This is a genomic window from Dysgonomonas termitidis (assembly GCF_042654545.1).
Lineage (GTDB): Bacteria > Bacteroidota > Bacteroidia > Bacteroidales > Dysgonomonadaceae > Dysgonomonas > Dysgonomonas termitidis.
The window spans coordinates 12,464-34,609 of sequence record NZ_JBHSGN010000068.1; the positions used below are offsets into that span (position 1 = coordinate 12,464).

Here is a 22,146-nt window from a genome sequence, read left to right on the forward strand (position 1 = left end):
ACCTCCTACTTCGCCCGCGACTGTATATTCTGCACACCTATCAGGCTATCGTAACGCTGGCCTGTGGGGCGGTAGTAAACATAGACAGAATATTCATTTTCCGTTTCGAAATAATTACCTTCCACATTGGCTGTAACAAAATTGTTTCCATCCTTTGTAAGATAGAGATAATTATACATACCCTGTTTCAGCAACAAGGAAAGGCGGTATACCTTCTCATTGTAATCATATTTCATCTTGTATTTGTCCGTGAAGGTATTATTTGTGAAATTTCCGTTTATATATATACTTTCCAACAAAGGATCGCCCATAGCCAATGTAAAATTGGTCGTAAAATAATCAGCCTCCGTTTCAGCATATTCTGTATCATTACTCCGAATAAAGAAACGGCCATTCTGATCCTGATCGTAACTATAAGAACGTCCTGCACGTACCTTATCCGCTTCAATATCCATCTCATAACCAGGACGGACATATTTGATACGGGCTACATTCATACCACTATACCTGTGGCTCGATGTCTCAAAGCGGCGATATTCGTTCCCGGCTTCGAATATCAGGTCTCTATTATGTTCATATATCAGTTTCCCGGGATTCACATATGTAGGTTTTAGTTTACGCTTTTCATTATCCAACCTGTTGTTTTGCTGTACAAATACCATGATTTCAGTATAGGGATCCCTGATATTCATACCCTGATGAAGGATGGTAAAAGATACCTGCTGATGACTTTTATTAAAGTCTATGTCGGTATTGGATGAGGCTGTAGCCGCTATACTTACAGCAGGCTCTAACAGAGAGAAGCAGGCTGTAAGCAACACTACATCGGGTTCTCCATCCTCATAAACTTCTACAACATAATTCCCGGATATTTTCAGGTTCACATCCCTGTTTGGTATCCCCAGATTAAAATGTGTATATTCGACTGTAGTATTGACCGATGGAGCATAATCATCTATAGGATTATCATTAAATCCGTTCAGGTAATCGATCTCGGAGACACCTTTACTTTTTAACCAATAAGCATCGCAATGTATGATACGATACCGGAGGCGGTTAAAGGAATTATCCGACAAGCGGTCAAAACTGATATTGATATTATCATCACTATTCAATCTAGCCACCGGATTCTGATTCGGAATTTCGTTCAGATTTACCTGTATTGTATATATTTCGGCCGAAAGAGCTTGTGTACGGTATGCCTGGGCCGAAAGTATGCTGTAAACGAACAGAAGTATCACTATAAGTTTGTATCTCATCATCGCTTCATTTTTCTTTATTGGCAAATGTAATAAAAAAAACTGCAAGAGTGGTGTCTTACAGTCTTTTATAAGATATCATCAAAGCAGGGTTACTCTTCCTCGAAATCTTCCTTCATATTGTGGAATACATTCTGAACATCGTCATCATCTTCGAATTTATCAAGTAGCTTTTGTATTTGTTCCTGCTGTTCTTTTGTCAGTTCCTTCAGGTCATTCGGAATGCGTTCAAACTCGGCACTGTGTATTTCAAATCCGTTTTCTTCGAGATATTTCTGTATTTCGGAGTAAGATTTAAACTCTCCGTAGAGTATTATATCATCACCGTCATGCTCTACTTCGTCAACACCGTAGTCAATTAATTCCAGTTCCAGATCTTCAAGTGAGACACCTTCCTTTGCTCCGATTTTAAACACACATTTGTGGTCGAAAAGAAATTCAAGGCTACCCGAAGTCCCCAGTGAACCATTATGCTTATTAAAGTAGCTGCGTACATTCGCAACAGTACGTGTCGGATTATCGGTTGCAGTCTCCACCACGATAGCAATACCAAACGGTCCGTATCCTTCATATACAACCTCCTTATAATCAGCCTCGTCTTTCGATATTGCTTTTTTTATGGCACGTTCTACATTTTCCTTCGGCATATTCTCCTTCTTCACTTGCTGCATCAACACGCGAAGACGGGGATTAGTATCGGGCTCCGGGCCACCCTCTTTCACTGCTATTGTTATTTGTCTCCCCAGTTTAGTGAACACGCGGGCCATATTGCCCCAACGTTTCATCTTTGTCGCTTTGCGGTATTCGAACGCTCTTCCCATAATATTATAATATCAATCGTTTATTCTTTTGGTAGGCAAAAGTATAAAAAATATTGGAGATTTGGAATAAGGACTATTTATTCGTTGTCACGAACAAGAATTTTCTCCTGTTCCTTTTTTATTCCTGATAGTTATCAGCTCTATAATTAACAATCAGTCCCAGTCCCCGATAATTTCATCACAAAAAATCACAGTAATTATCCGGTTTGTATAATCATTATTAAAAACAACCCTATATCAAAACTAATATGTACCATCTTTGTTTTAGGATATATAGAGTTCATAAATCTATATCCCCATATTATTATCAACCTTTAAAAGTCTACGGATATGGATATTATATACAATAACCTCAAATATGCGACCCTTACAGTTCAAGGCAATTGTGAGATATGCAAGCAACGGATAGAAAACGCAGCTTTATCAGTAGACGGCGTATTTTCCGCGACATGGAATATACAGAATGGCAAACTCCAGATAGGCTTTAACCCTGAGAAAACAAATCTCGAAGAGATCAGTAAAGCTATCGCAAAAGTAGGCCACGACACCGATAAGAACAAAGCCGACAAGGTAAAACATGATGAACTGTCCGACTGTTGTAAATGAGTTCTAAATCAATATAGAAAGCGATAAGATATTGGCTCTTACCGCTTTTTTTATGTATATCCTTTTTGCAGGCCTTATCTCAATTGTGCACCAAGTTCACTCTCCAACGATTTCTGTATCTTCTGCATAATGGCATCTATCTGCTTGTCATTAAGCGTCTTTTCATCGTCCTGCAATACAAACTTCACAGCATATGACTTCTTGCCTTCAGGCAGATTCTTGCCTTCATATACATCGAATAGCCTTACCTCTTTCAGTAATTTGCGTTCCGTCCTGTATGCTATTTTCTCTATCTGGTCGAACAATACAGCCTCATCCAGCAACAAAGCCAAATCCCGTTTCACAGCCGGGAATTTTGATATTTCAGAATAAGTGATCGTATTCTTCCTTATCTCTTTCATCAGCGCATCCCAGTTGAGCTCCGCAAAATATACTTCGACACTTATATCCTGTGCCTTAAGCAGCTTTTTATTTACTATTCCCAGTACACCCAGCGACTTTCCTTTACCCTTTGCCTGGATATCTACAGCCGTGCTGAATATCTCATTCGAAAACTGCCCATAATCGTATTTAGAGGCAGGTATGCCCAAACGGGCAAGTATATTTTCCACATAGGCTTTCAACTGGAAAACAGACGATTTCTCATTAGCCGACGTCCAGCTATTATCGATACTGCTTCCGCTGAGCCACATACCTAAATGGTATTCCTCACTGTATTCCTTCAGTGTTTCACCTTCCGTTTTCTTTTCGGCATCGTAGAAATAACAATTCCCGAATTCATAGAAACGGATATCGGGATTCTGCCGGTTGCGGTTATAAGCGATACTCTCCAGCCCCCCGTAAATAAGCGTCTGACGCATAACATTCAGGTCGGTACTCAAAGGATTGAGCAGATACACACACTTAGAAGCGGGATATACTTGAGAATCGCTATAGTAAGCCTCTTTCGTAAGCGAGTTGTTCATTATCTCATTGAACCCGCTTCCTGTCAGTTGTTCCGAGACCAGATTCTGGAGATCATACCCCTTATCGGTAGGTGTTTCGTATGACAGGTTCGATTTCAGGTTGTCGCCTATTTCTATATTATTGTAGCCATATACACGCAGTATATCTTCTATCACGTCCACGTCACGCAATACATCTACACGGTATGTCGGTATTTCGATAGTCAGCATATCATCGATTTCTTCAGTGATGACCATCTCCAGATTATTCAGGATAGACCTCACCGTTTGCTTATCTATAATCTTACCTATAAGCGAGTTTACCTTTTCGTATGATAATTTTACAATCGGCTTCGCTACAGGATTAGGATATACATCCTGGATATCTCCTGTAATCTTTCCTCCTGCAATTTCCTTTATCAGCATTGCGGCATATTTCAGTACATAAATGGTATCATTCGGATCGCAGCCGCGCTCAAAATGGAAAGACGCATCTGTATTCAGTCCGTGGCGGCGTGCTGTTTTGCGTATCCACGTAGGGTTGAAGTATGCCGATTCAAGAAACACCTCTGTTGTACTCTCGGTCACACCCGACTTCATTCCGCCGAATACCCCCCCGATACACATGCCCTCCTTATCGTTGCATATCATCAGGTCTCTGTCGCTAAGGGTACGCTCCACTTCATCCAGTGTAACAAATTTAGTGCCTTCGGGTAATGTCCTCACAATTACTTCTCCGCCTGTGATATGGGCCACATCGAAAGCATGAAGGGGATGTCCCATGCTGTGCAACACATAGTTGGTGATATCCACCACACTATTAATAGGACGCTGGCCGATAAGTGTAAGCTTTTCTTTCAGCCAGCCGGGACTTTCGGTTACTTTCACACCCCGGATCGTAAGTCCTGCATAACGCGGGCAAGCCTCTGTGTTTTCTACCCTTACAGTAATTGCACCCGTCGGTTCATCTATCTTGAAGTCATCCACAGATGGCAATGTGAGTGCCCCTTTCAGTTTATTCTGACGCAAATAGGCTTCCAGATCGCGGGCTACACCGTAATGCGACGCTCCGTCTATACGATTAGGTGTAATATCTACTTCGAGGATATAATCGCTTTTGATATTGTAATATTCTTTGGCCGGCATTCCTACCTTCGCATCGGCTGGCAGCACAATGATCCCCGCATGGCTGGTACCGATACCGATTTCATCTTCGGCACATATCATCCCGAAAGATTCCGTTCCCCTGATTTTGGATTTCTTGATTGTAAACGATTCTTCTCCCTGATACAGTTTAGTACCCACAAGAGCAACCACTACTTTCTGTCCGGCAGCCACATTCGGCGCGCCGCAAACAATCTGCAACGGCTCCTCCTGTCCCACGTTAACGGTGGTTACATGCAGGTGGTCGGAATCGGGATGATCTGCACACGTTAGCACTTCTCCGATAACAAGGCCTTCCAGCCCGCCTTTGATAGTTTCTACTTCTTCCACACCGCCTGTTTCCAAACCCAAAGATGTAAGGGCAGCGGATGTTTCCTCCGGAGTCAAATCGAAATCAAGGTAATCTTTCAACCAATTGTACGAAATATTCATTATATGATAGTTTATATTTTTTCATTTCATTTGCCGGTTTCCCGGCACTCAACACAATCAAAATAAATTTTGCTTCTGCTCTTGCTTTTTGAAACGTTCAAAAAAAGTCCGTCAAAAATACAAAATATATTTTAGTAAACAGTAATCAGAAATAAGCAAACAATAGACATAAGATATAAAAGGTAACAAAAGTAACACATATATCAGTTAGCAGAAAACAACCCGTATCCCGTCTATTCGTAACCCGTACTATTAAAAAGTAACAAAGGTTACACCTTTTCTGTAAGCAGTAAACAGTCTGCCAACTCGTACTTGTAACTGCCCTAGGGCGAAGTAACTCATTATTAAAAAACTTGACTTACTACTTAAAACTTACTACTTGTTAAAAGGTTACAAAGGTTACATTTTTTTAAGTCATTAAACCTTGAATCTTTAAATCCTCATATCATTCTTTCAAAAGCTGATAGCTATCAGCTAACGGCTAAAAGCTAAAAGCTATTATTACATATATAGATAAACTTTTTCCGCAAGAATCGGGTTTATTTTCTAATTCCCCTACCCTAACTTCGCTTTATAATATTTAAATTTGTTTCTTATGAACCAGCAAAACAATATAGACTTCGACCGCATAAAAGATGCTATTGGATATATAATAAATAATTATAAATTCCAGCCCGGTTTGGACGATGTTGCTGCCCATGTTGCGCTTAGCCCTTACCATCTTCAACGTATGTTTACCGAGTGGGCGGGAGTAAGCCCTAAAAAATTTCTCCAGTACATCAGTATCGAAAATGCCAAGAAGATACTCAAAGAGAGCCGTGCCACACTTTTTGATGCTGCTTTTGAGGTCGGATTATCGGGCACAGGACGCCTACATGACCTGTTTGTAAAAATAGAAGGGATGACACCCGGAGAATATAAAAACGGAGGAGAAAACCTGACTATCAATTACAGCTTTGCAGAAACACCCTTCGGCGAGATCCTGATAGCATCTACTATGAAAGGTATCTGCTATATGGCTTTCGCTAATAATGAAACAACCGCTTTGGAAGAACTTCAAAAACTATTCCCGAACGCAGACTATAAACAACTGACAGACAACAACCAACAAAACGCACTCTATATATTCAAACAAGACTGGCAACGACCGGAACAAATAAAACTGCATGTGAAAGGCACAGATTTTCAGCTTAAAGTATGGGAGTCCCTCCTGAAAATACCCATGGGTAGACTCTTAACTTATAGCGACATTGCCAGACAAACAGGCAACCCCAAGGCAAGCAGGGCCGTAGGTTCTGCCGTGGGCGACAACCCTGTTGCATACCTTATTCCCTGCCACCGTGTAATACTATCTTCGGGTTCATTCGGACAGTATCACTGGGACAGCGGCCGTAAGGCTGCAATAATAGGATGGGAAAATATAAACATACATAATCATTGAAAAGTGCCTTCACATCTTTGCGAGGGATTTCTTTATTAATAATGCGGATCAGTAGTTGAGTTTTAACGTTGGATTTTTTCTACTACGCGCAATCAAAGATTGCTTGTGTTCGTTTTGGGCAATGCCAAAATGAACATTTAAGCGGAACAAAGTGGAGCATAAAAAATTGAACAATAAATTCCAACCACTAATTCGCATTAATATCTAAAAAAGCAAACTTTCTGAAATATTTTTATTTCATTACCTTTCAAAACTATTGTATATTTCGGAAAAAATCTTATTTTTGTATTAAGCAAAAAAAGCGCAAATAAACTATTAACAAAGAACTGCCATGAAAGAGTTTTTTTCAAGTATGGATGCTACACAACAGTTTTATTGGTATGTGGCTATCGGAGCAAGTGTTATATTTATAATCCAGACCATTATGACTTTTATAGGGGCCGATACCGATACAGGTATAGATGCTGATTTCGATGGTAATCTGGATGGAGCCGATTCTCCTTTTCAATTATTTTCGCTAAGGAATCTGATTAACTTCCTGCTTGGATTCGGATGGACAGGAGCAGTATTGTACGGTTCGTTCGAAAGTAAGATTGTAGTAGGCATAATCGCATTCCTTGTAGGTTCACTATTTATCATTCTCTTTTTCCTTGTTATGAAAGGACTGATGAAATTGTCAGAAGACAATACATTCAAAATAGAAGATACAATAGGGAAAACAGCTGATGTATATATGAATATCCCTGCCGCAAAAAGCGGAAAAGGTAAAATATTTATAAGTATCAATGGTTCTACACACGAATTGCCGGCTATCACATCCTGTGATATGGATATAAAAAGCGGTTCACTCGTGAAAGTAGAGGCCATAGAAGGAGGTATCCTTCTGGTTTCGCCCATGGCTAATTAAAGTAACTCTATTATAAACTAATTTAAAAACATTTATTAATTATGATTGATGGTATACCTGATGTTGCGATTATTATAGTCGTAGGTGTCATTGCCCTGTTTGTATTTATTTCGGCCATGGTGTCGAGATACAAACGATGTCCGTCCGATAAAATCCTGGTAGTATATGGAAAAACAGGCGGTGCATCGGCCAAATGTATTCATGGTGGCGGTGCATTCATTATTCCTGTTATCCAGGATTTTGCTTATCTGGATCTGAAACCGATATCCATCGAAGCTAACCTCACCAGCGCGCTGAGTAAACAGAATATCCGTGTAGATGTTCCGTGTCGCTTTACTATTGCCATTTCCACCGAAAAGGAAAATATGAACAATGCCGCTGAAAGGCTTCTTGGGCTGACTACTTCTCAAATACAGGAATTGGCTAAAGATATCCTGTTCGGACAATTGCGTCTGGTTATCGCTACCATGATGATCGAGGAGATCAACTCCGACCGGGACAAGTTCCTTGACAACATTGCTAAAAACGTGGATACTGAACTTCGCAAAATTGGCCTGAAACTGATAAATGTAAACGTTACCGACATCAATGATGAATCTGGCTACATAGAGGCATTAGGTAAGGAAGCCGCTGCAAAAGCCATCAATGAAGCTAAAATAAGCGTGGCTGAACAGGAGAAAATCGGGGAAACAGGTAAGGCTGTCGCCGACAGAATGCGCGATGTACAAATTGCCGAAACTCACAGAGACAGGGACGTATCCATCGCTGTGGCTCAGAAGGACAGAGAAGTAAGCATTGCGGGTGCTGCAAGAGACGAATCTATCGGTAAGGCTGAAGCAGACAGGGATACCCGTGTGAAGACCGCCGAAGCCAATGCTATTGCTGTAAAGGGTGAAAATACCGCAAAAATAGAAATTGCAGGTTCGGATGCCCAACGCCGCGAGAAAGAAGCGGAAGCTGCACGTCTGGCTGTTGCTGCCGAAAAAGTACAGCAGGCCAAGGCTCTCGAAGAAGCATATATGGCTGAACAAAAAGCCGAGTTGGCTCGTTCGGAAAGAGAGCGTTCCACACAGATAGCCAACGTTGTGGTTCCTGCCGAAATAGAAAAGCAAAAAATTATCATTGAAGCACAGGCTGCCGCCGAACGTGTACGTGAACAGGCTAAAGGAGATGCAGACGCTATCTTCGCCAAAATGGATGCGGAAGCGCGCGGTTTGTATGAAATACTGACCAAACAGGCGGAAGGATACAGGGATGTGGTAAATGCTGCAAAAGGCGATCCTGTGGCAGCTTACCAGCTATTGTTGATAGAGAAACTGCCCGAACTGGTTAAAACTCAGGTTGAAGCCGTTAAGAATATCAAAATTGACAAAGTTACTGTCTGGGACACAGGAAACGGTGCGGGTGACGATGGCAGGACATCTACTGCCAACTTTATATCGGGCCTGATGAAATCCGTACCTCCGTTAAACGACTTGTTCGGAATGGCAGGAATGAATCTTCCGTCTTATTTGAAAGGACAGGCGGAAAAGGATAAAGAGGTAATAATTCCACTGGCTCCTACACCTGCTGAAGATGAAAAAAAGAAGAAATAATATCAGTAAATAATTGAAGAAAAGCCTTGCATGAAATATCGTGCGAGGCTTTTTTTTATATTCAGGCTTTATGGCAAATCAATAAGACCTTCCTGTCATCGGCTAATGTGGTGGCAAATATGTATATATCTCCCCCATCCTTCAGCCCTGTTTTTTTTCTTATTTCCTGGACAGACAAAGGGAAATTTCGGGTAGTAATATTTGCCTGCTTAATATCCGACAGGTATTCCTTCATATCTTTCTTATTCAGAGAGCAGATATTATCCACAACAAACTTTCGTCCCGGAAAATCCCCCGACAATACATCCGACATATACAGGTGGCTGCTGGGATGCAGCTTATCCAGAGAATAAGCTCTCGCTATGCTTTTATATGCACCGGCTTTCAATATCGACGCATTGGGTTCGTACAGATACTTTGCTGTTTTAGATGTATAATCCAAAGAGATAGTATCTTCATCTTCTTTATAGAAAGTATAAGTATCTGTACTCCTGTTTTGTATATTCACGCAATGGTAGAGTATTTTACCCGTATTTCCTTTTTTGATAAAGAGCAACTCTTTGCATTCATTATTCACACTGATGATATATACATCCGACACGGATTTCACCGATTTTACGGCAAGAGTAATATCCAACATCGGCGACAGTTTTATCATTACCTGCTCCGATTTTTCTTCCAGCAATGATTCTATATCGAGAATATTCGGGGTACAATCTTCTATCAGCACTGTTTTACGGCCTGTATTATCTCTGCGTGCAGGATCTATATAAATCAGGTTGACAGGAGGCATAGAAGACAAGTAGCTTACTGCATCTTCATTTACCACCTTTATATCCTGTTCCAGTATTTTAAAGTTATGAGCAGCTATTCCGGCCAGTTCGGGTTGTTGCTCTACATAAACAGCATGAGCGAAACCATGAGCGAGAAAAGAACAATCTACCCCCAGGCCACCAGTAAGATCGGCCATGGATTCACCACCACACAGCAAAGCCTTAAATAAGGCTGTCTGTTCCGACGAACATTGTTCCATCGACAAATGCTTGGGATAAACTATGTTGTCATTGGCATACCACGAAGGGATTTTCTCCTTAGCTATCCTGCGTCCCGTAATCTGACGAATAGCCATTTGTATATCTATACCGGGATATTGCTTTACCTGTAAAGCGAGCGAATGCACATCGTCTGCCTCATGAGCAAGTATAAAGGCCTTTAATCTGTCGCTAAGGTTCATTTTTTCTTCATTCTGATGAAAGGACTCAGTGTACTGCCCTTCTGTGTAGAATCAGGTACAACCGGAGGGGGCGGCACCGTATCTTTTTTGTGTCTTATCCACGGATAGTTGAACAAGTCGCGCAACCCGTCAAAATCTTTCTTATAAATGATGCCGACACCCTGTGTCTGGGTAGAACGTTCCTGTCCCAGAATATAATACTTCTCATTATAATGATTATAGGCCTTTATACGCCATGTACCCGCGTTATTAATCAGATATTCTATATCTATGTCGGTTATCATGGCTTCATTTTTCAAATTGATGTCGTTTCGGTAACCGAAGTTTCCATTTATCAGAAGCCTGTCGTTTAATAGCTGGCTCGACAATAACAATTCAGCCTCCGTATACATTAATTCGGCATCACTATACCGTATGTTTGTGCCCAGTTGCCACCTGTCATCTATATTGCTTACTATTTTTGTCAACTGATTGGATAAGGTGGCGGAGGCCACTGCGGCAAAATCTGATGTTTGCGCACCTGGCGTCGCGTAACCAGGCGCCTTGAACTTGGATAATATCAGCAGGTATGCAACCTGTTTATTTATCTCGTCCTGAGTATTCAACAGGTTCTTCACCTGCCGCTCTACCTCCGCATCAGTCGATGGTAATGCTATATCCAGATCTACATTGGGATGCTTGAGCGGACCGGTCAGGCTGAGTACACAATTGACCGGAATAGTAGTTTGCCCCACCTTACTAGCCAAATCATCATCCAAATCGTTGAGACTCGCATTTACTTTGTATATAGCATCCACACTCAGGGTTGCATCGAACGGATCACCCCTGAATTGCACATTACTTCCATCCTGTATATCGAACCGTCTCTCCATCAATCGCTGGAAAGTAAAGTTATAACTTCCCCTGTTGATATTATATGTGCCATAGAGGCGTGGCGAGGATTTCAGATTCCATTCGAAACGCATGGCCCCACTACCGGTTCCTCTCAGGATATCACCGCCCACAGGGTCCATCAGCAGTTCTAATGTAGCATCGGGAGTAACGTCTACATAAAAATTCATATTAATATCCATTCCCCCATCATTGCGGGGAGCCAGCATCGATGATTTCACCTGTTTTACCGTATCTTCTTCCTGTTTATTCTTATAGGTTATGAAAGAATATTCATTGACTACATCTTCCATAAAGTTCATGCGTACAAGTGTATTGGCTTCCGTACGCATCCTGATATTTACATCCACAGCACTTTCGTCACCGCCTATAGTCCCGTTTCCACTACCGAATACTTTTCCGTAAAACAATGGATTCACCGAATGAGAAGCGTTGTAAACAAGGAAATTATCAGCTTTCAGCTCGACCAGATACATAAATTTGCTGAAAAAATCATGAGCAACCTTGCCACTTGCATGTGCCCTGTTATTAAACTGATCGGTCAGTATCAAATCATTAAAGTAGATAAGGTCTTTTTTCAGGTAAATGGTATCTGAAAATGAATAGCGGGTATTCAGGAAGCGGATTCCCATGCTTCCGTCGTTGATAAACGCCTTCCCTTCTACTGTTACATTCGAAAAGTCTCCATATAGATGTACTTTTCCTGTGCCTCGTCCCGTTATATTGTCAAAGATAGTTTCGGCATATTTGTTCAGAAAGCCTATATTGATACTATCAGCATCGAAATTTAACGATAATCTCTGATTTACAGGATCTAACATTCCATCTACTTTCGTCTGCTTATTTTCCTTGCTGACGATCTGCCCGTCGAGCATAACCTGATTGGTCTCATCATCCAGTTCACTGAATATATTCAATTTACCTAATTCCGTTCCGTTAAATTTAAAGTCGGTCACTTCGAGGCGTGTATTTGCATACGGCTTCTTCTCTATACTCGATACGAACAGGCTGCCTGTGGCTGCTCCGCCAAACTGGAGGGCGTCTATAGCCAAAGTCTGGAAAACATATTCGAGATTAATATTTTTGAGTTCAGCCTTTAATATATCATTGGAATCCTTTTGGGTATATTTTCCGTTTACTTTTACCTCCTGACTACCGTCTTCGTTATATATACGGAAATTATCGACGGACACCAAACCATCCTGTATGGTTATATGAGACTGGTCCATCTTCCAACCGGCATTATTCAGCAACAGTTCACCGGGTAATGTATTTATGTCCACCCTGAAAGGCTCCGCTTCATTTTTAGTAAGAAGTGTACTTATCGAAAAATTCCCCCGGGCTTTCTGCGCACCTGTATTTATCAGTGATATATTTGTATTGATTAGATTATCTTTAATCTTAGAATTAATAGCAACATCATTGATTGTATTTTTCTTGCCTGCAACCAATGCGTTTATTTTAGCATCTATCGTATCGTGAGGATTGCGTATTGCAACATATCCCGACTGTATATTCATCCCTGCCACTTTTACCGAGGGTGCAAATATTTCGAGATTAAACCTGTCGTTTATATTGTTATAAGACCCTATTATTTTGGAAGTGCTCAATACTGTAACAGGCAAATTGAGTATACTGCTCAGCGATTCACTGTTGTTGATCTGCAACTCGAAATTAAGTATATTCGGTTTCTCTTCCGGCCTTTTTTTATTGTCAGGTTGTATCAGGGCCGGCAAATACATGCCCAATGTCTGCTTCACACTATTTATCATCGATGACATGGAATATACACCGTTGATATCCCCTTTCAGTAAATCAGACCTTATACTCAGCCTGCGGTTGTCAGGGAATCCGGCAACCCTCGCGACAAGGCTATCCATCTGGAAGAGTTTATCTTCCCTGATAAAGTCTATGGAATCTATCCTGACATATCCCTCAGCATTATCGATATGGCGGCCTATAAAATCTGCATCTATGACAAATGAAAGATAAGAATGCTGCATCTTTTCGGCTAAATGCAGATTAGCCAGCTGAACATTCTTCACCTTAGCTTTGAAATTCAATTCCGGATTTTCCTTATCTGTCAGGTCGAACAACCCGTTAACATTCAATATACCGTTCTCATCATTTACATTCAGTCGCCCATCTACCCGTAGGCCATCATAAGCAGCGTCCAGCGATATTTCCTTATATGTGTATCCCTTGAAATCGAAATTATGTATATCTCCGTCTGCTGTACCCCTGATTTTGCCATATACGGGCTTCTCCAAATCAACGGCCAGATTCAATGATATCTTGTTCAAGTCTTTGTTATCGAGAAGTTTTCCCAGTTCGAAGTCAGAAGTATAGACTTTCCCTTGTACAAAGGAACTTATCCCTTTTCTCGGATTCAAACCGAAAAGCATATCCGTTTTGACAATACCTAAATCTGTATCCAGACTGCCAAAGGCTGTAAGTTGCTTTAAATAACCTGAAATATCACCGATAAACGACAGTGTACCTAACTTTTTTAATTGCGGCGGCAATTGGGTCTTGTTTTTCGAGAAGTTATTAAGAATACTTTCCACTTCGTTAATCCCGATAGTCAGTTCATCTACATTACCCAAAAGATACGTCTTTTCAGAATCCCGGATATCTTTAACTTCTGCATTAGCAATCAAATGCATCTTTTCCCCATAATTCACAGATAATTCCGAAAGGGTCAGATTATTCAACGAACCTGAGATATGTGCACGTATATTAACCAGATCCTTAAAATTCTGCAATATGGGAGCAAATGCGGCTATATCTTTGGGGGCTATGTACGAAGGCGCTACGCGGCAATCGAGGACAGCATAATCAAGTATTTTAGTTGTATCACCAGTTGGAGTCAGGTCTACTTCACACCTGTCTAATACCAGATAGGAAGAGGGCAGATTCAACTCAAATCCCCTGACCGATATTTTTTTGCCCTGACTGATTACCCTGAATACAAGATTTGATATTTCCAGTCCGCTTTTTTCCTTCAGACTGATTTTTTTTACCTGAATATTAAGAGAGTCTTCCTGTACAGACTTTACAGTAAACTTTGCATCCATGGCGGATACTTGTATATGATTCGCATCAAACTGCCCTTCCTTAAAAGGGCGGTCTTTCACATCATATGAAAAGCGGCCGTTGGACAGATTGATCGCATTCAGCTTAATATCCAGCTTAGCTTTCGGTTTATCGTTTTTCGATTTGAAAGCATCGATCACATATTGTATATTCAGAGGGGCGTCTGTACTATCTTTTGATAAGTGAACTTCAAAATCGGTAAGCCATGCGGAAGTTATAACTATCTTGCCGTTTATGAGGGCAAGTATATCGACTCCTGCCGAAACCTTATCAGCCATAAGGACTCTTTCGTTAGACTGGTCGTAAAGATACAGGCTGTCGATAGCAATAGTGTTGAACGGCTGGAAATGAAGACGGCCTATGCCGAGTTCTGTGCCTAATTTAGCTTTCAGTTCCTTCACAATAAGGTCTTTGGCATATTCCTGAACAGCGGATGTGTTCAATAAGCCAAACAAAAGGATAACCAAACCGAAAATTATCCCAAGAATAGTGAGAAATATTTGCTTAAACCGTTTTATAACTCTTTCCTTTAAGGCCGCAGACCTATTTATTACTTTGGTAAGTATAATAACTAATGTAAGTACCGCTCGAAGACATATTATTAATACTTTCTTCTGCAAAGGAACGGTTTAAATTTCAGCAAAAAAGTTATTATACCCCCTGACATATAATCCTTAACAGCTTTTTCATGCTCTTTTTACCGTATTTCCTCCTTTCCCTTTCGGAATACCTATAAAAAAGATGTGCTATAAAATTTAAACAGCCTTTTATAATGCAAAAGTATTAAAAAAATGAGATTTTTCCTTATCCCGATACGGCTATCTTAAACAAAAGGAATGAAGTTAAGATTATTTATGGAAAATTCCTTTTCAACAAAAGAAAAGCTGCCTGTAAACCGTCTGTCTGTCAGTAGCTGTTATTCATTATCCGTACGGGGTTCCTTCTCTTTCCTTATCCGTCCCGCTTTACGAAGCGCCTGATCGAGAATATACTGTATCTGCCCGTTGGTACTGCGAAATTCATCAGCAGCCCATTTCTCAATTGCATCCATCATTTCGGGGTCGATACGCAGGACGAAGCTTTTTACAGTAGATTCTTTTTCTTTTTTAGCCACAATAATATTAATTTAAAGATTTCAAAATTTCAAAATGATATTTCTTTCAATATTGAAATCTTGAAATCTGAAATAGAATTAATGGTGCAGTGTTCCCGCATTTACAATCGGTTGAGCCGCCTCATCAGCACAAAGTACCACAAGCAGATTACTCACCATGGCAGCTTTACGCTCCTCGTCAAGTTCCACTATCTGGTCTTTTTGCAGTTTATCCAAAGCCAACTGCACCATGCTTACCGCGCCTTCCACTATCTTCTCACGGGCAGCGATAATCGCATCAGCCTGCTGCCGGCGGAGCATCACGCTTGCTATTTCAGCTGCATATGCGAGGTAATTGATGCGAGCTTCTATGACTTCGATACCAGCAATTGCCAAGCGGCTATTCAGTTCATCTTCCAGCTTCTGACTCACCTCGTCACCGTCGGAACGAAGAGTTATCGCATCCGCTTCATGATTGTTATTATCATATGCATACATACCGGCTACCTGACGCAAAGCGGCATCACTCTGTATTTTCACAAAGTTGGCGGCTGCAGTCATTACACTGCTTCCGGCTGCATCAATGTCGAAAGATGCTTTATATGTATCTTTTACTTTCCAAACCAACACTGCGCCAATCATTATAGGATTACCCACTTTGTCATTTACCTTTACAGGCTCTATATCGAGATTTCGTGCACGAATAGGAATCCGGCGTGTAGAATAGAAAGGATTTACCCAGAAAAAACCATTTTCGGTAAATGTTCCTCTATATTTTCCAAAGAATATCATTACACGGGTTTCGTTCGGTTCTATCATAATAAGCCCGTAGAATATTGCAGGAATCAGCAACACACAACCGACTATTCCTCCTGCCACCCCTGCGATCGTTTCTGTTGTTATAGCAAAAATACTTGCACCAACCAAAATCAATCCAATTACAATAGCTGCAAATCCTGAGATTTTAGCTCCTTCAAACTTCTTCTCCTGTGTTTCCATATTATTTATTTTTTTGATATTAAAATGATATCATAAAGATATAAATAATTTTATTATATACAAATGAAACAGGATATATTTTATATAAATAGGTTTCATAGTATATACACTATGAAACTACACCTGGACAATATTATGTTTTATTCAGATAAGTTCGAATTCTGATATCTGCCCGTACTCCGACAAATCATCGAACGCCCCGGCCAAATCTGTTTTACCGAAATACACTTTAAAACAGTTTATTACCCCGCCATGAGCAAAGACTGCCACAGTAGAGTGATCCTGTCCTTTTAGCTCATCGAGAAAAGATGCTATACGCTTATACATTTGTGCAAAGGATTCTCCGTTGGGCGCAGGGGTATTTATCCAGTCTTTTTCCCATTCCGTCATATCTATTTTGTTCCACTCCTGCATTTCCCATTCGCCGAAATTCAGTTCTTTCAATCTGTCCTTGAGACGTATATTTTCATATCCGCAATACTCGGCAAGTTTTTTTGCCCGGCTCAACGGACTGGAAAATACAGCATCGAAAGCTATATCTTTCAGGTTTTGCTTTACTATTTCAGCCTCACTTTCAAAGGTTTCTTTTAATGGCACATCAGTTTGTCCGTAGCAAACATCGTTTACGCCAACTGCTGTATGTCGTACAATATATATTTTCATGAAATCAATTAGTAAATTAGCCAATTTGAATATTAGCCTATTAAACAGCTAAACAATTCAATATTATCACTATTCCCAGATAAAAAGACAATTCACACATCAGGAATGTAGCTCCGCAACAATCACCTGTATAGCCCCCGATTTTCTTTTTCATCAGAAGAATTAATCCTGCGAAAACAAAGATAGGAAATATTATAGCCGGCAAAAAGTCAATTTTTAATAATAAAATAAAAGGAAGGAATCCAAATATAATGGAGATAATACCCATTTTGGCTGACATTTTGTTATAAACCACCTTCGATTTGCTGGTTTCCTCATTCCGGGCATATGGCAGGAACAGAGTTATGAGTGATGCTATGAATTTACATAACGGATCTGCCGATAATATCACAAGGCAAGCCATTTCGAGACTAAGATTGCTCAGAAGCAAATAAAATAATGAAAAATAAAATATCAGGCTGACAACCCCATATGTACCTATGTGCGAATCCTTCATTATCTCCAGCGTCCGCTCGCGTGTATTCCCTCCCCCAAATCCATCGAAGAAATCGGCCAGACCATCTTCGTGCAATGCGCCGGTAACGAGCAAACGGCTTAGTATTGCCAGAATAACAGCAATGGAATAAGGCAAAATTTGTGCAGCGCCCCAAAGCACCCCTGCCATCACCGCTGCCGTGAGCCATCCGGCAACGGGCCAGTAATTGATTACCTGCTTATAATACGGGGCAGGTACATTAAAGGCCCTCAACCGCCAGAACGGTAAGCGGGTAAAGAAAACGAGGGCGGCAGCTATATTTTTCATTATAAAACAGTTACGAGTTACAAGTTACATGTTACGAGTCAATAATTCGCCAACCTGTTTTTGATGTGTTAGCAAACTTGTAACTCGTAACTGCCTACAGGGCGAAGTAACTTGTAACTATTTAAAAATACTTTGTCACTTTTATCTCCTTAAACGAATGCATCTCGTTTATCATATGCAGGGCAGAAGCGACAATAGGATAGGCACATAACGCACCTGTGCCCTCTCCCAACCTGAGACCAAGATTCAGTATAGGTTTTGCCTTCAGATAATCCAGTACAAGTTTATGACCTGCTTCATCACCCTGATGCCCGAAAATAGCATAATGCAATACATTTTCGTTTAACTTAGATGCTACAAGCATGCAATTCGTCATAATGAAACCATCGACCAGAATCATCATTTTCAGTTCGGCAGCTTTGAGCATAGCACCCACAGTCATCACCATCTCATAACCGCCAAAGTAGCGCATAATATCCTCGGCAGAGGCATCTCCTTTGTAATTTTCCATAGATTGTTTCAGCACATTGTATTTGTGACTGATGATTTTACCTGTATGGTCACATCCGGCGCCAATGCACTGATCTAACGGGATACCCGTAAGATAGGTCATCCAGAGGGAAGAAGACGAAGTATTGGTTATCCCCATTTCACCGAATCCTATAACATTACACCCCTCATTATAGCAATCCTGTGCACACTCTGCCCCGCGCTGTATAGCCAGTTCCATTTCTTCATGCGTCATGGCTGCTTCGTGGAGGTAATTACGTGTACTTTTACGGATCTTCTTATTTATGATAGGATCATCATCTTTGAAATCGAAATTAACACCGGAATCCACTACTTTAAGCTTGAAACCATGCTGACGGGACAGAAAATTGATGCCTGCACCTCCTGCCCAGAAATTAAGTATCATCTGGTATGTTACTTCCTGCGGAGAGGGGCTTACACCTTCGGTCGCGATACCGTGATCGCCTGCAAATACGATATGGCAGGGATTCGTCAGTTTAGGACTGAGGGATTGTTGCACCCAGCCGATTTGCATGGCAAGGTCTTCCAGTACGCCTAATGAACCTTTCGGTTTGGTAAGATTATCAATTTTTTCCTGTAAATAAGAACGGACTTCGTCGTTTGGTTTTTCGATGTTGAATTGTTGCATTATATTTTAGTTTATGCTGCCAGCGAATACAGACAGATTATATTAGTCTCTTTTGTCCTCCCGGATTTGCAATCCGAAAGTTTTATACCATTCATAGCCAGTATATATTTTGTTAAAAAGTAACAAAGGTAACAACCTTTACAGTTATCAGTGAACAGTCATCAGTTAACAGCTCGTATCTCGTGTCTTGTCTACTTGTAACTCGTAACTGCCCGTAGGGCGAAGTAACTTGTAACTGTTAAAAAGTAACAAAGGTAACAACCTTTCGAAATTTTTCACACTGTTACTTTTCTATCGACAACACGCTTGTTATCTGTACCGTATAGATAAAATGACATTAAAAAAGTAACAGTTTTCGGGTCTATAGGGGCGAAAAATCATTCACCCATTAATTAGGGCAATTTTTTGCTCCTACGGAATCACCCGCAACGATCCTATTTATACCCGAAAGTATTCAGAGCATCAGCTACAACAAAGTTACTACCTCCGATGAATATGAAATCATTGGATGCCGCCCAGTCTTTTGCCGCCCGAACAGCTTCCGCCACCGTCGGATATGAATATCCCATCAAACCTTTCTTCTGGGCCTGCATTTGCAGTTCCCGTTCATTCATGGCGCGGGGAACAGATGCTTTGGTAAAATAATAAATGGCTTTGCGGGGCAATATTTCGAGGACAGAGGCAATATCCTTATCATTTACCATTCCCAGCACAATATGCAATGTATCATATTTCTCATTTACCAGTTGCCCGGCTATATATTTTATCCCCGCGGCATTATGGCCTGTATCGCATACTATTTTAGGGTGCGACTCCTGTAATATCTGCCAACGCCCCATCAATCCTGTCAGTTTGGTTACATAAGCAAAACCGTTGTAGACAGCCTTGGACGGAATAGTATATCCTATTTTCTGCAATTCCTTGACTGCACATAATACTGTGGTCGCATTCTTTATTTGCGCATATCCTGACAGCTCGCCTTTCAGGTGCAGATAATATTTCGTATCGAAAAGCCAGCCGCTTGCAGTCCTCAAACTCGATTGTATTATGTGTTCATCTTCGGCAAAGAGAATAGGCGCTCCTACCCTTTCCGCTGTGTCGGCAAATACAGTCTTTACCTCACCTTCCGCTTCTCCTATGATTACAGGTATATCTTTCTTTATAATACCGGCCTTTTCGGAAGCAATCTTTTCCAATGTATTGCCAAGAAACTGCATATGGTCGAAACTGATGTTTGTGATAACACTCAGGTCCGGTGTGATAATATTGGTACTATCCAGCCGCCCGCCCAGTCCTACTTCAATGATAGCTACATCCACATGCATATCTGCAAAGTAAAGGAACGACATCATCATTGTCAGTTCAAAAAACGAAGGCTCTACCGGTTCGAAATATTCCCGGTGCTTTTCTACAAAATCCACAACATACTGCTGTGATATTTTTTCCCCGTTGACACGTATACGCTCCCGAAAGTCTATCAGATGCGGAGAAGTATATAATCCGACTTTGTACCCTGCTTCCTGTAATATGGCTGCAAGCAAATGTGAGGTCGAGCCCTTGCCGTTTGTTCCGGCTATATGGATTGTTTTATATTTAGTGTGGGGATGAGCGAAGTAAGTATCGAGGGCAAGGCTGTTGTCCAATCCTTCTTTATAGGCACTTCCTCCTGTCTTCTGATATACTGGCAATTGGTTATATAAATATTCTATGGTTTCCTGATAGGTCATTATCCTTATTATCTTTTATATTTTAGAGCGAATGAATACACTCGTGTAACTTATCCAGAAATTGCGCTACATGCAAGCCATCCATTACAGCATGATTTACAGTTATAGAAACAGGCAATAGCAATTTTTGTTCTTTTGAAAAGAGTTTTCCCGTCGATATTTTAGGGATGGCCCCGTTATTACCGAACGAAACGGCATGCTTCATATCGGTAAACCGTATCCACGGAACTGATGAATAATGAATAACATTATTATTGCCGGGAAGGCCTTGCAGTCCCAACCCTGTCGTATCCTTCACCCGCTCTATGACCAATAAAGCATTGTTCGTAAATTCTTCTATATCGGGAAAATATTCGAAAAAAGAAAAACTGAATGTACCGTCATCACGGCCTACCGTCGATTCGGGATGAATGGTATCGTAGCAGACCAGTTCTTCACCCTCGATCCTGTAACGGAACGCTTCTACCGCATTGGCAGCCCGCATAATCCGGTGTAACGAATGAAGGAAAAACGAAGACTTACTATCTTTACTATAATTATAAACAGGAGTAAAATCAACATCGACCGTCATACCGAAAAAGGGATCGTCGAACGACCTGAAAAAATTGTAATGCTCTTTCCGGTTCCATGTATTTAAATCGATTCTTTTTTTCATCCGGCATTCTGCATAGTAGGAAGGTACATCAGTTTATAAGACAACATGATAGATGTATCATCTGCATCGAATGCTATTATCTGTATATCCATTATAAAAAATAATGCACTTAAGTATTAATAAAAATCAGTCTTTAGATTGTAAAGATATTAACTATTTAGGGGAATTATTCATTTTTTTCTTAATTAATTGCAGTATTATGGGAAAAGACATAATAAGAAATCCTCCAAGCAAACTTATTATTGCAAAAGAAATAGTCAGTATCCCTTTTAATAATAATTTACCAACAATAAATTTACGAGTCCAGTTGATGCTGCGGCTCCTATAAGTATAAAGGAGTGAACCGAATTAAATACAGTCGTTTTCCATCGTAAGGCAAACAGGTGAATTACAAGATGCGCAATCATCAGAATATTCCAGACTATCCATAATATTATATTATCAAGATTGTATACACTCCATAAATAATAAACTATAAGCAATAATAAGGGAATATGAAGATATAAGAAAATCAAAAATTGCGTATTTTCTTTCAAATGGCGGAGGAATTTAAACATTATCCATTCCCTATGATAGAAAGCGTCAAATTCGTGCATAATGAAAAATATAACATTCAGTACCGAAACTATTATGATTATATCTTTCATCGTATTTGATT

General features: G+C 40.5%; 17 protein-coding genes. 4 read left to right on the forward strand and 13 right to left on the reverse strand.

What is annotated here, in order from left to right; all coding sequences use genetic code 11:
- Window positions 1–5: 5 nt before the first annotated feature.
- Window positions 6–1,262 (reverse strand): type IX secretion system plug protein, encoded by a 1,257-nt coding sequence (locus ACFO6W_RS10715; RefSeq protein ID WP_379996202.1) that lies wholly within the window; start codon window positions 1,260–1,262, stop codon window positions 6–8.
- Window positions 1,263–1,351: 89 nt separating this feature from the next.
- Window positions 1,352–2,080 carry a YebC/PmpR family DNA-binding transcriptional regulator gene (locus tag ACFO6W_RS10720; protein WP_006801617.1) on the reverse strand — a complete coding sequence of 243 codons (729 nt, stop codon included), beginning with the start codon at window positions 2,078–2,080 and terminating at the stop codon, window positions 1,352–1,354.
- 330 nt (window positions 2,081–2,410) lie between these two features.
- Here ACFO6W_RS10720 and ACFO6W_RS10725 point away from each other — a divergent pair, with 330 nt between their 5' ends.
- A complete protein-coding gene (locus tag ACFO6W_RS10725) occupies window positions 2,411–2,686 on the forward strand; it encodes a heavy-metal-associated domain-containing protein (RefSeq protein ID WP_379996204.1) in 276 nt (91 codons plus the stop codon).
- Between the two features lie 74 nt (window positions 2,687–2,760).
- Here the strand turns inward: ACFO6W_RS10725 and pheT are convergent, their stop codons facing one another.
- The gene (gene pheT, locus ACFO6W_RS10730) at window positions 2,761–5,226 is read right to left on the reverse strand and encodes a phenylalanine--tRNA ligase subunit beta (RefSeq protein WP_379996206.1); all 2,466 of its coding nucleotides are present in this window, start codon (window positions 5,224–5,226) and stop codon (window positions 2,761–2,763) included.
- A gap of 595 nt (window positions 5,227–5,821) precedes the next feature.
- Here pheT and ACFO6W_RS10735 point away from each other — a divergent pair.
- From ACFO6W_RS10735 to ACFO6W_RS10745, 3 genes are all read left to right on the forward strand, one after another.
- Window positions 5,822–6,667 carry a bifunctional helix-turn-helix domain-containing protein/methylated-DNA--[protein]-cysteine S-methyltransferase gene (locus ACFO6W_RS10735; RefSeq protein ID WP_379996208.1) on the forward strand — a complete coding sequence of 282 codons (846 nt, stop codon included), beginning with the start codon at window positions 5,822–5,824 and terminating at the stop codon, window positions 6,665–6,667.
- Between the two features lie 331 nt (window positions 6,668–6,998).
- Complete coding sequence (locus tag ACFO6W_RS10740) at window positions 6,999–7,574, forward strand: NfeD family protein (protein WP_379996211.1); 576 nt, start codon at window positions 6,999–7,001, stop codon at window positions 7,572–7,574.
- Window positions 7,575–7,615: 41 nt separating this feature from the next.
- The gene (locus tag ACFO6W_RS10745) at window positions 7,616–9,169 is read left to right on the forward strand and encodes a flotillin family protein (RefSeq protein WP_379996213.1); all 1,554 of its coding nucleotides are present in this window, start codon (window positions 7,616–7,618) and stop codon (window positions 9,167–9,169) included.
- A 61-nt stretch (window positions 9,170–9,230) separates the two neighbouring features.
- Here ACFO6W_RS10745 and ACFO6W_RS10750 read toward each other — a convergent pair whose 3' ends face one another.
- The 10 genes from ACFO6W_RS10750 to ACFO6W_RS10795 all read right to left on the reverse strand — a co-directional run bounded on the left by ACFO6W_RS10750 (window position 9,231) and on the right by ACFO6W_RS10795 (window position 22,135).
- On the reverse strand, window positions 9,231–10,403 hold the full coding sequence (locus ACFO6W_RS10750) for a THUMP-like domain-containing protein (RefSeq protein WP_379996215.1): 1,173 nt from the start codon (window positions 10,401–10,403) through the stop codon (window positions 9,231–9,233).
- Window positions 10,400–15,010: a translocation/assembly module TamB domain-containing protein gene (locus ACFO6W_RS10755; RefSeq protein WP_459952438.1), complete on the reverse strand. Its 4,611-nt coding sequence runs from the start codon at window positions 15,008–15,010 to the stop codon at window positions 10,400–10,402. The genes ACFO6W_RS10750 and ACFO6W_RS10755 overlap by 4 nt, the downstream gene beginning before the upstream one ends.
- Window positions 15,011–15,306: 296 nt before the next feature.
- Complete coding sequence (locus ACFO6W_RS10760; protein ID WP_379996219.1) at window positions 15,307–15,504, reverse strand: type II toxin-antitoxin system antitoxin; 198 nt, start codon at window positions 15,502–15,504, stop codon at window positions 15,307–15,309.
- 78 nt (window positions 15,505–15,582) lie between these two features.
- Window positions 15,583–16,482 (reverse strand): SPFH domain-containing protein, encoded by a 900-nt coding sequence (locus tag ACFO6W_RS10765; RefSeq protein ID WP_379996221.1) that lies wholly within the window; start codon window positions 16,480–16,482, stop codon window positions 15,583–15,585.
- A 144-nt stretch (window positions 16,483–16,626) separates the two neighbouring features.
- Entirely contained in the window at window positions 16,627–17,145 is a 519-nt protein-coding gene (cobC, locus tag ACFO6W_RS10770) for an alpha-ribazole phosphatase (RefSeq protein WP_379996223.1), read from the reverse strand.
- A gap of 40 nt (window positions 17,146–17,185) precedes the next feature.
- On the reverse strand, window positions 17,186–17,947 hold the full coding sequence (gene cobS / locus ACFO6W_RS10775) for an adenosylcobinamide-GDP ribazoletransferase (RefSeq protein ID WP_379996225.1): 762 nt from the start codon (window positions 17,945–17,947) through the stop codon (window positions 17,186–17,188).
- 121 nt (window positions 17,948–18,068) lie between these two features.
- The gene (gene cobT / locus ACFO6W_RS10780) at window positions 18,069–19,106 is read right to left on the reverse strand and encodes a nicotinate-nucleotide--dimethylbenzimidazole phosphoribosyltransferase (protein ID WP_379996227.1); all 1,038 of its coding nucleotides are present in this window, start codon (window positions 19,104–19,106) and stop codon (window positions 18,069–18,071) included.
- A 434-nt stretch (window positions 19,107–19,540) separates the two neighbouring features.
- Window positions 19,541–20,833 (reverse strand): bifunctional folylpolyglutamate synthase/dihydrofolate synthase, encoded by a 1,293-nt coding sequence (locus tag ACFO6W_RS10785; RefSeq protein ID WP_379996229.1) that lies wholly within the window; start codon window positions 20,831–20,833, stop codon window positions 19,541–19,543.
- 22 nt (window positions 20,834–20,855) lie between these two features.
- On the reverse strand, window positions 20,856–21,488 hold the full coding sequence (locus ACFO6W_RS10790) for a CatA-like O-acetyltransferase (RefSeq protein WP_379996232.1): 633 nt from the start codon (window positions 21,486–21,488) through the stop codon (window positions 20,856–20,858).
- A gap of 269 nt (window positions 21,489–21,757) precedes the next feature.
- Entirely contained in the window at window positions 21,758–22,135 is a 378-nt protein-coding gene (locus tag ACFO6W_RS10795) for a DUF6713 family protein (protein WP_379996234.1), read from the reverse strand.
- Window positions 22,136–22,146: the final 11 nt, after the last annotated feature.

Coding starts and splice junctions, on each gene's coding strand:
- ACFO6W_RS10715 (WP_379996202.1), bottom strand. CDS start 1,262: ATGATGAGATACAAACTTATAGTGATACTTCTGTTCGTTTACAGCATA.
- ACFO6W_RS10720 (WP_006801617.1), bottom strand. CDS start 2,080: ATGGGAAGAGCGTTCGAATACCGCAAAGCGACAAAGATGAAACGTTGG.
- ACFO6W_RS10725 (WP_379996204.1), top strand. CDS start 2,411: ATGGATATTATATACAATAACCTCAAATATGCGACCCTTACAGTTCAA.
- pheT (WP_379996206.1), bottom strand. CDS start 5,226: ATGAATATTTCGTACAATTGGTTGAAAGATTACCTTGATTTCGATTTG.
- ACFO6W_RS10735 (WP_379996208.1), top strand. CDS start 5,822: ATGAACCAGCAAAACAATATAGACTTCGACCGCATAAAAGATGCTATT.
- ACFO6W_RS10740 (WP_379996211.1), top strand. CDS start 6,999: ATGAAAGAGTTTTTTTCAAGTATGGATGCTACACAACAGTTTTATTGG.
- ACFO6W_RS10745 (WP_379996213.1), top strand. CDS start 7,616: ATGATTGATGGTATACCTGATGTTGCGATTATTATAGTCGTAGGTGTC.
- ACFO6W_RS10750 (WP_379996215.1), bottom strand. CDS start 10,403: ATGAACCTTAGCGACAGATTAAAGGCCTTTATACTTGCTCATGAGGCA.
- ACFO6W_RS10765 (WP_379996221.1), bottom strand. CDS start 16,482: ATGGAAACACAGGAGAAGAAGTTTGAAGGAGCTAAAATCTCAGGATTT.
- cobC (WP_379996223.1), bottom strand. CDS start 17,145: ATGAAAATATATATTGTACGACATACAGCAGTTGGCGTAAACGATGTT.
- cobS (WP_379996225.1), bottom strand. CDS start 17,947: ATGAAAAATATAGCTGCCGCCCTCGTTTTCTTTACCCGCTTACCGTTC.
- cobT (WP_379996227.1), bottom strand. CDS start 19,106: ATGCAACAATTCAACATCGAAAAACCAAACGACGAAGTCCGTTCTTAT.
- ACFO6W_RS10785 (WP_379996229.1), bottom strand. CDS start 20,833: ATGACCTATCAGGAAACCATAGAATATTTATATAACCAATTGCCAGTA.
- ACFO6W_RS10790 (WP_379996232.1), bottom strand. CDS start 21,488: ATGAAAAAAAGAATCGATTTAAATACATGGAACCGGAAAGAGCATTAC.
- ACFO6W_RS10795 (WP_379996234.1), bottom strand. CDS start 22,135: ATGAAAGATATAATCATAATAGTTTCGGTACTGAATGTTATATTTTTC.